This is a genomic window from Bradyrhizobium sp. 160 (assembly GCF_023073735.1).
Taxonomy (GTDB): domain Bacteria; phylum Pseudomonadota; class Alphaproteobacteria; order Rhizobiales; family Xanthobacteraceae; genus Bradyrhizobium.
Window position 1 is genome coordinate 166834 of the sequence record NZ_JADPKD010000077.1, and the last position, 12028, is coordinate 178861.

Sequence of the window (12028 nt, forward strand, 5' to 3'; positions counted from 1 at the left end):
TTTCTCTCATGGCTACCTACGATCTCGTCGTCATCGGCACCGGACCGGGCGGATATGTCTGCGCGGTGCGCGCAGCCCAGCTCGGCATGAAAGTCGCCGTGGTCGAAAAGAACGCTACCCTCGGCGGCACCTGCCTCAATGTCGGCTGCATGCCCTCGAAGGCGCTGCTGCACGCGTCCGAGATGTTCGAGGAAGCCGGCCATTCCTTCGCGAAAATGGGCGTGAGCGTTCCCGCGCCGAAGCTCGATTTGCCGGCGATGATGAACTTCAAGCAGCAGGGCATCGACGGCAACGTCAAGGGCGTCGAGTTCCTGATGAAGAAGAACAAGATCGACGTGCTCAAAGGCGCCGGCAAGATCCTCGGCACCGGCAAGGTCGAAGTCTCCGCCGACGGCAAGTCGCAAGTGGTCGAGACCAAGAACATCGTGATCGCCACCGGCTCGGACATCGCGCGTCTCAAGGGCATCGAGATCGACGAGAAGCGCATCGTGTCCTCGACCGGCGCGCTGTCGCTGGACAAGGTACCCGGCAGATTGCTGGTTATTGGCGCGGGCGTGATCGGGCTCGAACTTGGCTCTGTGTGGCGCCGGCTTGGGTCCGAAGTCATGGTGGTCGAATTCCTCGATCGCATTCTGCCCGGCATGGACGGCGAGGTCGCCCGGCAATTCCAGCGGATCCTTGAAAAGCAGGGATTTGCATTCAAGCTGGGTTCGAAGGTCACCGGCGTCGAAGCCAACAGCAAGGCATTGCTCGCGAAAATCGAACCGGCTGGCGGCGGTGCCGCCGAGACCATCGAGGCCGATGTCGTTCTGGTCTGCATCGGCCGCACGCCCTACACCGACGGGCTCGGCCTGAAGGAAGCCGGTGTCGCGCTCGACGCACGCGGCCGCGTCCAGATCGATCCGCATTTCGCCACCAGCCTGAGGGGCGTCTACGCCATCGGCGACGTGGTGGCAGGCCCGATGCTCGCGCACAAGGCCGAGGATGAAGGCGTCGCGGTCGCAGAGATCATTGCGGGCCAGGCCGGCCACGTGAACTACGACGTCATTCCGGGCGTCGTGTATACCACGCCGGAAGTATCCTCCGTCGGCAAGACCGAGGAGGAGCTGAAGCAGGCCGGCGTCGCCTATACCGTCGGCAAGTTTCCCTTTACCGCCAACGGCCGCTCCAAGGTCAACCAGACCACTGACGGCTTTGTGAAGATTCTCGCAGATGCGAAGACCGATCGCGTGCTCGGCGTGCACATTATCGGCCGCGAAGCCGGCGAAATGATCCATGAAGCCTGCGTTCTCATGGAGTTTGGTGGCAGTGCGGAGGATCTCGCCCGCACCTGCCACGCCCACCCGACCCGCTCGGAAGCGGTCAAGGAAGCCGCGCTTGCGGTCGGCAAGCGGGCCATCCATATGTAGTCCAAGGCCCGAACCGAATCGGGCGGGACAACACATGCTGCGCCGCCTTCTTCAACCGGTCTGGGTCCTGCTTGCGATCGTCTTCCTGATCGAAGCCTGGCTGTGGGACCATCTCGAGCCGATCGTTGCAAAAATCGTCGCGGCGATCCCGCTCGCGCGCTTCAAGCAATGGCTGACGGAGCGCGTCGATGCGCTATCGCCGGCCATGACGCTGATCGTGTTTGCGGTCCCGATCATCCCGCTGTTTCCGCTCAAGCTGGTCGGGCTGTGGCTGCTCGCGCACGAATACTGGACCAGCGCGGTGTTCACCATCGTGTTCGCGAAGATGCTTGGCCTCGGCGTCACCGCTTTCGTGTTCGACGTGACGCGCGCCAAACTGTTGGAGATGCACTGGTTCGAGCGGCTCTACGAGCTGGTGCTGAAGGTGCGCGCCAAGGCCGCCGCGCTGGTCGACCCGGTCAAGCGGCGGATCCGCGAGCTGATCACCGGCAACGGCGAGGGATGGTCCTCCCGCACGCTCCGCCTGATCCAGCGCTTCCGCAAGAGCGTGCACGAAGCGCGGTAGCTGCTCGCCTCATATCCGGTGTCATCTCCACATATTCACTGTCATAGCCCGCGAAGGCGGCAAGCCGGGGCATGACAGCGGAATGTGGCGACGGATTCGCGGCGCCGTCGTCACGCGCCGCGCTCAATGCAAATGCAACAGATGCGGCCACCACAGGCCGAGCGCGGTCATGACCAGGCCGGCAATCGTCAGCACGCCACTGACATAGGCGAGCGCGAACATGCCGGTGATGATGGTGGCTGAGGCCAGCACGATGCCGATCTGGAAGGCGGCCGAGGCCAGCTCGAAATGATGGTACTTCGCGGTCGCCTCGTCGCGATCGTGCTCGGCATGCTTGGCCTTCTCGGCGAGTTGCTCGGTGCCCTCGCCGGTCTCGGGCTCGGAGCGGTAGCGCTGCGCGGTCTTGGTCCAGTCGTCGACCTGTTTCTGCACCGTCGCCTTCATGGCCTCGTCGGTCGTGCCACCCAGCGTCAGCTTGCCCTGTTCTGCCGCGGTCACCACCACGGTGCGGCGGATGCTCTTGGCCTGGAAGAACGCCCAGAGATTGGCGGCCTCGACGTTCTTGCTGATCGATTCGGTCTGGGCCCCCTTGCCCAGCGTTTCCGAGATCGCCAGGAACAGCGCCAGAACCGCGATCAGGAGCGCGATCTTCTTGTTCGAGCCGGACGCGTGTTCAGCGTGCTCGGCATGCTCCATGCTTTCATGTGCGCTCATGATGTCCCTCCTGCCTCGGTTCCCCACGATTGACCGAACCGCGTGCGCCGCGCAAGAGGCAAGCACGTTATGACGTCAGTGTGTCAGCGCCGCGGATGCGCGCTGGCATAGACTTCGAGCAGCCGCTCGGAATCGATGCCGGTATACACCTGTGTGGTCGAGAGCGAGGAATGGCCGAGCAATTCCTGAATCGCGCGCAGATCGCCGCCGCGCGAGAGCAAATGCGTGGCGAAGGAATGGCGGAGCGCATGCGGGGTGGCGCTGTCGGGCAGGCCGAGCGCGCCGCGCAGCCGCTCCATCGCGAGCTGGATGATGCGCGGGCTCAAGGGCCCGCCGCGCGCGCCGACGAAGATCGGGCCCTCGGCGGGCAGCGGATACGGGCACATCGCAACGTATTCCTGCACCAGCGCGAGCACGTTTTGCAGCACCGGCACCATGCGGGTCTTGTTGCCTTTACCGGTGACGACGAGCACGTCGCCCTCGCCCGGTCGCGGCACCTCGCGGCGCTTCAGGCCGAGCGCCTCGGAGATGCGCAGACCCGAGCCATACAGCAGCGCCATCACCGCAGCATCGCGCGCCAGAATCCAGGTCTCGCGTTCCTCGCCGGCGCGCTCGTCGGCATCCGCAAGCCGTTTGGCCGACGCCATCGGCAGCGGCTTTGGCAGGCTTTTTGCGACCTTCGGCGCGCGGATCGCGGATAGCGCGCCGACCTTGCCCTTGCCTTCGCGCTCGAGGAAGCGGCCGAACGAGCGCAGGCCTGCGAGCGCGCGCATCAGCGAGCGACCGGCAATATCGTCGGCTCTGCGCATCGCCATGAAGGCGCGCACATCAGTGGCTTCCAGCGCGGCGAAGCGCTCAAGCGTGACGCGCTCGCCCCAATGGGAGCAGAGGAAATCCAGGCATTGCCGCAAGTCGCGGCCATAGGCCTCCAGCGTCTTCGGCGACAGCCGCCGCTCGGCGCCGAGATGCGACAGCCAGCGCGCCATCTCCTGCACGATTGAGGGATCCGCGCTGGCGAGTTCGATGGGTGGGGCGGCCGCTTTGCTCATGCACTCTGGACGTGGTGATTCCGTAAGTATATCGCATCACACCCGTTTATCGTTCGCTAAGGCCGCCCCAGGGCGCTAGCCTTGAGACGTCCTAGGTTCCGATTCTCCCCCCAAGCCAGTTCATGGATCATTCGCCGCGCAGCACGTCCGCCCCCGCCACCGCGACCCCTATGGTCGACGTGCTGGTGCCGGTCGCGCTCGACCAGACCTATTCCTACAAGGTGCCGCGCGGGATGGAGCTGAAGGCCGGCGATCTCGTCGGCGTGCCGCTCGGGGCGCGCGAGGTACTGGCCGTGGTCTGGGCCGAAAACGCCAATCCCGATCCGCGCCTGCATAACCGTCTCAAGGACGTCAGCGAGAAGCTCGACATCCCGCCGTTGAAGGGCGAGCTGCGCGCGGTCGTCGATTGGGTCGCCAATTACACGCTGAGCCCGCGCGGCATGGTGCTGCGCATGTGCCTGCGCATGGGCGAAAATCTCGGCCCTGAACGGATGCGCGCCGGCGTGCGCCTGGTCGGCGATCCGCCGAAGCGCCTGACGCCGGCGCGGCAGCGCCTGATCGCGGTGTTGTCGGACCGGCTGCTGCACGGCAAGTCCGAGGCCGCCAAGGAAGCGGGCGTCTCGGCGGGCGTGATCGACGGCCTCGTCGACGAAGGCACGCTCACGGTCGAACCGATGCCGCCGCCTCCGCCGCCGCCAGCACCCGATCCGGATTTTGGCCGGCCGGATTTCGCACCGCTCCAACGCGCGGCGGTCGATACGATGCGCGCGCTCGCGGCCAACGGCACCTTCCACGTCGCGCTGCTCGACGGCGTCACCGGCTCGGGCAAGACACAGGTTTATTTCGAGGCGGTCGCGGAAGCCATTCGTCGCGGAAAACAGTCGCTGATCCTGATGCCGGAGATTGCGCTCACCGGCCAGTTCCTCGACCGCTTCGCGCAGCGCTTCGGCGTTCGGCCGCTGGAATGGCATTCGGAGCTGACGCCGCGCACCCGCGCGCGCAATTGGGCGGCGATCTCCGCCGGCAGCGCACCGGTCGTGGTCGGCGCGCGCTCGGCGCTGTTCCTGCCTTATGCCGATCTCGGCCTCATCATCGTCGACGAAGAGCACGACCAGGCCTACAAGCAGGACGAGGGCGTGCATTACCACGCCCGCGACATGGCGGTGGTGCGCGCGCATATCGCCAAAATACCGGTCGTGCTGGCCTCCGCGACGCCTTCGGTCGAGTCCGAGGTCAACGCGCGCAAGAACCGCTATCAGCGCATCGCGCTGCCCGCGCGCTTCGGCGGGCAGCACATGCCGCATATCGAGGCGATCGATCTCCGCCGCGAGCCGCCGGCGCGTGGCCGCTTCATCTCGCCCCGGCTCGCGGGCGAGATCAAGACCGCGATCGAGCGGCGTGAGCAGGCGCTCTTGTTTCTCAATCGCCGCGGCTATGCGCCGCTGACGCTGTGCCGTGCCTGCGGCCATCGCTTCGCCTGCACCATCTGCGACGCCTGGCTGGTCGATCACCGCTTTCGTCAGCGCCTCGTCTGTCATCACTGCGGCTTCTCGATGCCGCGCCCGCACGTCTGCCCGAACTGTTCTGCGGAGGAATCGCTGGTCGCCGTCGGCCCAGGTGTCGAGCGCTTGCAGGAGGAGGCGGCCGCGCTGTTCCCGGACGCGCGCACCATGGTGCTGTCGAGCGATCTCATCACCTCGATCGAGACGATGCGCAGCGAGCTTGCCGAGATCGCGGAGGGCCGTGTCGACATCATCATCGGCACGCAGCTCGTCGCGAAGGGTCACAATTTCCCGCGGCTTAATCTGGTCGGCGTGGTCGATGCGGATCTCGGCCTCTCCAACGGCGACCCGCGCGCGGCAGAGCGCACCTGGCAATTGCTCAACCAGGTGATAGGCCGCGCCGGACGCGAGCAGGGCCGCGGCGTCGGCTATCTCCAGACCCACCAGCCCGATCATCCCGTGATGAAGGCGCTGATCGCCTGCGACCGCGAGGCCTTTTACGACAGCGAGATCGACCTGCGCGAGAAGACGCTCTATCCGCCGTTCGGCCGGCTCGCCAGCCTGATCATCTCGGCAGGCGACCGGCCGAGCGCGGAAGGCTTTGGCCGCCGCCTGGTGGCGCTGGCGCCACGAGACGAGCGCGTGGTGGTGCTGGGGCCGGCGGAAGCACCGCTCGCGGTCATCAAGGGCCGCTATCGCTTCCGCATCCTGGTGAAATCGGCGCGCGGCTTCGATCTGTCGGATTATCTGCGGAACTGGCTCGCCGTGTGCCCGAAGCCGACGGGCAATCTCAAGCTCGAGGTCGACGTCGATCCGCAGAGCTTTTTGTAGGATTTGCCCCGGAATGACAGAACGTAAAAAAAAGCCCGCGGTCCCCCAAGACCGCGGGCTTGTTTCATGCGCGCATCAAACTGATGAAAACTGCGCGGCTGAGATGAGGCGCTGGTTCGCGCGTTAGGAGACGACTTCCGCGGTGACGCGGCCGACGCCGGCGCCGGTCAGGCCGATGGCGCGGGCAGCGCCGGTGGAGAGGTCGAGCACGCGGCCACGAATGAACGGGCCGCGGTCATTGATGGTGACGATGACGCTCTGTCCGCCATGGGTGACGCGCAGCTTGGTGCCGAACGGCAGCGAACGATGCGCGGCGGTCATGGCGTTCTGGTTGAAGCGCTGGCCCGAAGCAGTCTTGCTGCCGGATTCGTTGCCATAATAGGAGGCCATGCCGGAGAAGCTGCGGCCCGTGCCCGACGACGGCGTCACCGACGCATTGGCGTTGCGCCAATCGGAGCTCGCGTTGGTATCGTTCTGGGCGTGGTGGCGGTGATGATGATGGTGATGCCGGTGATGTCTGGATTTCGCGGAAGCCTCGGTGGCAGTTCCACCGATGAAGAGAGTTGCGGCAACGAATGCGATCGCCGTGCGCGGCCGGGTCGCAAAGCCCAGCGTCTTCAAAGACAGCATTTAGTGGTCCCTAAGCTAGTATTGCCACATATGTGGCTAGTGGAGCCCCCATCAGTTTGTGAGCGGTATGGCGTTTCCTTTCGCAATGCGGCGTGAATTGGGCAGTAAATCCGCTCTGTGTCGTCATGAAACATCTTGTTACCTGTGCCGGTATTCAGGCGGTGTTCCGTAATCCTATGCTTTAACGATTCATTAACTAGATGATTACTTGCGAATACTGTAAAATGAAGTCATTTCCGCCGCTATTTAGAATTGGGTAAGTATTCAGCGAACGGAACTGACGCGGCGGGATTCACGCCTCAGCGATCCGTGTTCATGGCGGCTATGCGCTGAGGGCAGGAACCAACGGGTGCCGAGCTGCTGCGACGGCATTCCGTGAGCTCATCGTCACGTCGTCGTGGCGTGCGACGAACTGGCGACAGATCCTCGTGCCTTTAATTTGGCGTCATGTTGCACCTGCGCGCCTGCTATGTTAGCAAAGCCGCGATTTTAACGAGCCCGGCACCTCCCGTGTTGGTCGAAAAATCGAAGTCCCGCTTGAATTCCAAGGGCTTGGATCGCTAGGCGCCGCTTCGTGGCGACGGTTTTTCCCTTGCGAGTTTGACAGCAAAAAGAGCGCGTCTGTGGCTGCAGAAGATACGTCCGTTTCCGGTGTGTCCGGCCGTTATGCAACGGCCTTGTTCGAACTGGCCCGCGACCAGAAAGTGGTCGACGAAGTCAAAGCCGATCTTGAGAAATTCGAGGCCCTGCTGACCGAGAGCGCCGATCTCAATCGCCTCGTCCGCAGCCCGGTGTTCGCGGCTGACACCCAGTCCAGGGCCTTGTCGGCCGTCCTGACCAAGGCCGGCATCGCCGGCATCTCCGCCAATTTCCTGAAGGTGCTGACCGCCAATCGCCGCCTGTTCGCGGTGTCGGACGTCATCCGCGCCTACCGCGCCCTCGTCGCCAAGTTCAAGGGCGAGACGACGGCCGATGTCACCGTCGCGGAAGCGCTCTCGGGCAAGAATCTCGACGCCCTCAAGGTTGCCCTGAAGTCGGTGACCGGCAAGGACGTCGCGCTGAACGTGAAAGTCGATCCCTCGATCATCGGTGGCCTTGTCGTCAAGCTGGGCAGCCGCATGGTGGATAGTTCGCTTCGCACCAAACTCAATTCGATCAAGCACGCGATGAAAGAGGCAGGCTGATGGACATCCGCGCCGCGGAAATTTCCGCGATCCTCAAGGACCAGATCAAGAATTTCGGCCAGGAAGCTGAAGTCTCCGAAGTCGGACAGGTGCTGTCCGTCGGCGACGGTATCGCTCGCGTCTACGGTCTGGACAACGTCCAGGCCGGTGAAATGGTCGAGTTCGAGAACGGCACCCGCGGCATGGCGCTGAATCTGGAGACCGACAACGTCGGTGTCGTTATTTTCGGTGCCGACCGCGAGATCAAGGAAGGCCAGACCGTCAAGCGTACTCGCGCCATCGTGGACGCGCCGGTCGGCAAGGGCCTGCTCGGTCGCGTCGTCGACGCGCTGGGTAACCCGATCGACGGCAAGGGTCCGATCCAGGCCGACAAGCGCATGCGCGTCGACGTCAAGGCGCCCGGCATCATTCCGCGCAAGTCGGTGAACGAACCGATGGCGACCGGCCTCAAGGCGATCGACGCGCTGATCCCGATCGGCCGCGGTCAGCGCGAGCTGATCATCGGCGACCGCCAGACCGGCAAGACCGCGATCGCGCTCGACACCATCCTGAACCAGAAGCCGCTCAACGCGCAGCCGGACGAGAACATCAAGCTGTACTGCGTCTACGTCGCGGTCGGCCAGAAGCGTTCGACCGTTGCCCAGTTCGTGAAGGTGCTGGAAGAGCAGGGCGCGCTCGAATACTCGATCGTCGTCGCCGCCACCGCCTCGGATCCGGCACCGATGCAGTACATTGCGCCGTTCACCGGCTGCACCATGGGCGAGTACTTCCGCGACAACGGCATGCACGCGGTCATCATCTATGACGATCTGTCCAAGCAGGCCGTCGCATACCGCCAGATGTCGCTGCTGCTGCGCCGCCCGCCGGGCCGCGAAGCCTATCCGGGTGACGTGTTCTATCTGCACTCCCGCCTGCTCGAGCGCGCGGCGAAGCTGAACAAGGACCAGGGCTCGGGCTCGCTGACCGCGCTGCCGGTGATCGAAACCCAGGCCAACGACGTGTCGGCCTACATTCCGACCAACGTCATCTCGATCACCGATGGCCAGATCTTCCTGGAAACCGATCTGTTCTTCCAGGGCATCCGCCCCGCCGTGAACGTTGGTCTGTCGGTGTCGCGCGTCGGCTCCTCGGCGCAGACCAAGGCCACCAAGAAGGTCGCCGGCAAGATCAAGGGCGAGCTCGCGCAGTACCGCGAAATGGCGGCGTTCGCGCAGTTCGGCTCCGACCTCGACGCCTCGACCCAGCGCCTGCTCAACCGCGGCTCGCGTCTCACCGAACTCCTGAAGCAGCCGCAGTTCTCGCCGCTGAAGATGGAAGAGCAGGTCTGCGTGATCTGGGCCGGCACCAACGGCTATCTCGATCCGCTGCCGCTCAACAAGGTGCGCGCGTTCGAGGACGGCCTGCTCTCGCTGCTGCGCGGCAAGCACGTCGACATCCTCAACACGATCCGCGACAGCCGCGATCTCTCCGACGATACCGCTGCCAAGCTGAAGTCGGTGGTCGAGGGCTACGCGAAGTCTTTCGCATAAGAAGGCCGTCAGGGCCGGGCTAAGGCGCGAAGCGCGTCTTCGCATCTGAAGTCCCGGCCAATCCACGCCTTTCGCGTGGTTTATGAAGACGTGGATGCCCGGGACGAGCCCGGGCATGACGACTGGGATAGGCTAGCGGCTTGACCGTAAGGCTCGAACCGCCGGGGTGAACGAAGAATGGCGTCACTTAAAGACATGCGCGTCCGCATCGCCTCCACCAAGGCGACGCAAAAGATCACCAAGGCCATGCAGATGGTCGCGGCGTCGAGATTGCGCCGCGCCCAGCAAGCGGCCGAGGCGGCGCGGCCCTATGCCGACAAGATGGGCGCGGTGATCGCCAATATCGCCAGCGCCGCCGCGGGCTCGCCCGGCGCGCCGGCATTGCTGGCCGGCACCGGCAAGGACCAGGTTCACCTGCTGCTCGTCTGCACCGGTGAGCGCGGCCTGTCCGGCGCCTTCAACTCCTCGATCGTGCGCCTGGCGCGCGAGCGCGCGCAGGCGTTGATCGCGCAAGGCAAGGAAGTGAAATTCTTCTGCGTCGGCCGCAAGGGCTATGAGCAACTTCGTCGCCTGTTCGATAAGCAGATCGTCGAGCACATGGATCTGCGCAGCGTCCGCCAGCTCGGCTTCGTCAATGCCGAGGACATCGCCAAGAAGGTGCTGGCGCGTTTCGACAACGGCGAGTTCGACGTCTGCACGCTGTTCTACGCGCGCTTCCGTTCGGTGATCGCGCAGATCCCGACCGCCCAGCAGATCATTCCGCTGACCGTGGAAGAAAAGGCGGCGAACGCGCCGGTGACATCCTACGAATACGAGCCGGAGGAGGACGAACTCCTCTCCCGCCTCTTGCCGCGCAATATCGCGGTGCAGATCTTCCGCGCGCTGCTCGAAAACAATGCCTCGTTCTACGGCGCGCAGATGAGCTCGATGGACAACGCCACCCGCAACGCCGGTGAAATGATCCGCAAGCAAACCCAGATCTACAACCGAACCCGTCAAGCCCAGATCACCAAGGAGCTGATCGAGATCATCTCCGGCGCCGAGGCGCTCTGACGCACCAATTAAACGACGGTCGTTCAAGTACAGAATTTCGAAGGAGAGCTTCATGGCTACAGCAGCTAACCCGGTCGGTCGCGTCACCCAGGTCATGGGCGCCGTCGTCGACGTTCAGTTCGAAGGCCACCTCCCGGCCATTCTCAATTCGCTGGAAACCAAGAACGGCAATATCCGTCTGGTACTCGAAGTTGCGCAGCATCTCGGCGAGTCCACCGTGCGCACGATCGCGATGGACGTGACCGAAGGTCTGGTGCGCGGCCAGGAAGTGACCGACACCGGCCAGCCGATCGCGGTTCCGGTGGGCGCCGGCACGCTCGGGCGCATCATGAACGTGATCGGCGAGCCGATCGACGAAGCCGGCCCGATCCAGGCGGAAGGCAAGCGCGCCATCCACCAGGAAGCGCCCACCTACACCGACCAGTCGACCGAAGCTGAAATTCTCGTCACCGGCATCAAGGTCGTCGATCTCTTGGCCCCCTATGCGAAGGGCGGCAAGATCGGCCTGTTCGGCGGCGCCGGCGTCGGCAAGACCGTGCTGATTCAGGAGCTGATCAACAACGTCGCCAAGGCGCACGGCGGTTACTCCGTGTTCGCCGGCGTCGGCGAGCGGACCCGCGAGGGCAACGACCTCTATCACGAGTTCATCGAATCCAAGGTCAACGCCGATCCGCACAATCCGGATCCGAGCGTGAAGTCGAAATGCGCGCTGGTGTTCGGCCAGATGAACGAGCCGCCGGGCGCCCGCGCCCGCGTCGGCCTCACTGGTCTGACTGTCGCCGAGCACTTCCGCGACCAGGGCCAGGACGTGCTGTTCTTCGTCGACAACATCTTCCGCTTTACGCAGGCCGGCTCGGAAGTGTCGGCGCTGCTCGGCCGTATTCCTTCGGCGGTGGGTTATCAGCCGACGCTCGCCACCGATATGGGCGCGCTGCAGGAGCGCATCACCACCACGCAGAAGGGCTCGATCACCTCGGTGCAGGCCATCTACGTGCCGGCCGATGACTTGACCGACCCGGCGCCTGCGACCTCGTTCGCGCATTTGGACGCCACCACCGTGCTGTCGCGCGCGATCTCGGAAAAGGGCATCTACCCCGCGGTCGACCCGCTCGACTCGACCTCGCGCATGCTCTCGCCGCTCGTCGTCGGTCAGGAGCACTACGACACCGCGCGCCAGGTCCAGCAGGTGCTGCAGCGCTACAAGTCGCTGCAGGACATCATCGCCATTCTCGGCATGGACGAGCTCTCGGAAGAGGACAAGCTGACGGTGGCCCGCGCCCGCAAGATCGAGCGCTTCCTGTCGCAGCCGTTCCACGTCGCCGAAATCTTCACGGGTTCGCCGGGCAAGTTCGTCGACCTCGCCGACACCATCAAGGGCTTCAAGGGCCTGGTGGAAGGCAAGTACGACCACCTGCCGGAAGCTGCCTTCTACATGGTCGGCACCATCGAAGAAGCCGTCGAGAAGGGCAAGAAGCTGGCGGCCGAGGCGGCCTAAGGCGCGAATGGCGAATAGGGAGTAGCGAATAGAAGCGCTGCTCTCTTCGCCACTCGCTATTCGCTAC

General features: G+C 64.4%; 10 protein-coding genes. 7 read left to right on the top strand and 3 right to left on the bottom strand.

Annotated features, from left to right (window positions below):
• The first annotated feature begins 8 nt into the window (after window positions 1-8).
• Window positions 9-1409, top strand: coding sequence for a dihydrolipoyl dehydrogenase (lpdA, locus tag IVA98_RS32865; RefSeq protein WP_247300015.1), 1401 nt, complete (start codon window positions 9-11; stop codon window positions 1407-1409).
• 34 nt (window positions 1410-1443) lie between these two features.
• A complete protein-coding gene (locus IVA98_RS32870; protein ID WP_247300017.1) occupies window positions 1444-1974 on the top strand; it encodes a hypothetical protein in 531 nt (176 codons plus the stop codon).
• Window positions 1975-2097: 123 nt separating this feature from the next.
• Here the strand turns inward: IVA98_RS32870 and IVA98_RS32875 are convergent, their stop codons facing one another.
• Entirely contained in the window at window positions 2098-2688 is a 591-nt protein-coding gene (locus IVA98_RS32875; RefSeq protein ID WP_247300018.1) for a DUF4337 domain-containing protein, read from the bottom strand.
• A gap of 83 nt (window positions 2689-2771) precedes the next feature.
• On the bottom strand, window positions 2772-3737 hold the full coding sequence (locus tag IVA98_RS32880) for a tyrosine recombinase XerC (protein WP_247356442.1): 966 nt from the start codon (window positions 3735-3737) through the stop codon (window positions 2772-2774).
• 122 nt (window positions 3738-3859) lie between these two features.
• Here IVA98_RS32880 and IVA98_RS32885 point away from each other — a divergent pair, with 122 nt between their 5' ends.
• Window positions 3860-6070, top strand: coding sequence for a primosomal protein N' (locus tag IVA98_RS32885; RefSeq protein WP_247300022.1), 2211 nt, complete (start codon window positions 3860-3862; stop codon window positions 6068-6070).
• A gap of 123 nt (window positions 6071-6193) precedes the next feature.
• Here the strand turns inward: IVA98_RS32885 and IVA98_RS32890 are convergent, their stop codons facing one another.
• Window positions 6194-6700: a septal ring lytic transglycosylase RlpA family protein gene (locus tag IVA98_RS32890; protein ID WP_247300024.1), complete on the bottom strand. Its 507-nt coding sequence runs from the start codon at window positions 6698-6700 to the stop codon at window positions 6194-6196.
• Between the two features lie 623 nt (window positions 6701-7323).
• Here IVA98_RS32890 and IVA98_RS32895 point away from each other — a divergent pair.
• The 4 genes from IVA98_RS32895 to atpD all read left to right on the top strand — a co-directional run bounded on the left by IVA98_RS32895 (window position 7324) and on the right by atpD (window position 11961).
• Entirely contained in the window at window positions 7324-7884 is a 561-nt protein-coding gene (locus tag IVA98_RS32895) for a F0F1 ATP synthase subunit delta (RefSeq protein ID WP_247356444.1), read from the top strand.
• Window positions 7884-9413: a F0F1 ATP synthase subunit alpha gene (atpA, locus tag IVA98_RS32900; RefSeq protein WP_247300026.1), complete on the top strand. Its 1530-nt coding sequence runs from the start codon at window positions 7884-7886 to the stop codon at window positions 9411-9413. Before IVA98_RS32895 ends, atpA begins: the two co-directional genes overlap by 1 nt.
• Window positions 9414-9590: 177 nt before the next feature.
• Window positions 9591-10466, top strand: coding sequence for a F0F1 ATP synthase subunit gamma (locus tag IVA98_RS32905; protein WP_247300027.1), 876 nt, complete (start codon window positions 9591-9593; stop codon window positions 10464-10466).
• A 52-nt stretch (window positions 10467-10518) separates the two neighbouring features.
• Window positions 10519-11961 (top strand): F0F1 ATP synthase subunit beta, encoded by a 1443-nt coding sequence (atpD, locus tag IVA98_RS32910; RefSeq protein WP_247300028.1) that lies wholly within the window; start codon window positions 10519-10521, stop codon window positions 11959-11961.
• Window positions 11962-12028: the final 67 nt, after the last annotated feature.

What these genes read in the sequence shown, in the direction of transcription:
- lpdA (WP_247300015.1), top strand. Translation starts at nt 9, where the DNA reads ATGGCTACCTACGATCTCGTCGTCATCGGCACCGGACCGGGCGGATAT.
- IVA98_RS32870 (WP_247300017.1), top strand. Translation starts at nt 1,444, where the DNA reads ATGCTGCGCCGCCTTCTTCAACCGGTCTGGGTCCTGCTTGCGATCGTC.
- IVA98_RS32875 (WP_247300018.1), bottom strand. Translation starts at nt 2,688, where the DNA reads ATGAGCGCACATGAAAGCATGGAGCATGCCGAGCACGCTGAACACGCG.
- IVA98_RS32880 (WP_247356442.1), bottom strand. Translation starts at nt 3,737, where the DNA reads ATGAGCAAAGCGGCCGCCCCACCCATCGAACTCGCCAGCGCGGATCCC.
- IVA98_RS32885 (WP_247300022.1), top strand. Translation starts at nt 3,860, where the DNA reads ATGGATCATTCGCCGCGCAGCACGTCCGCCCCCGCCACCGCGACCCCT.
- IVA98_RS32890 (WP_247300024.1), bottom strand. Translation starts at nt 6,700, where the DNA reads ATGCTGTCTTTGAAGACGCTGGGCTTTGCGACCCGGCCGCGCACGGCG.
- atpA (WP_247300026.1), top strand. Translation starts at nt 7,884, where the DNA reads ATGGACATCCGCGCCGCGGAAATTTCCGCGATCCTCAAGGACCAGATC.
- IVA98_RS32905 (WP_247300027.1), top strand. Translation starts at nt 9,591, where the DNA reads ATGGCGTCACTTAAAGACATGCGCGTCCGCATCGCCTCCACCAAGGCG.
- atpD (WP_247300028.1), top strand. Translation starts at nt 10,519, where the DNA reads ATGGCTACAGCAGCTAACCCGGTCGGTCGCGTCACCCAGGTCATGGGC.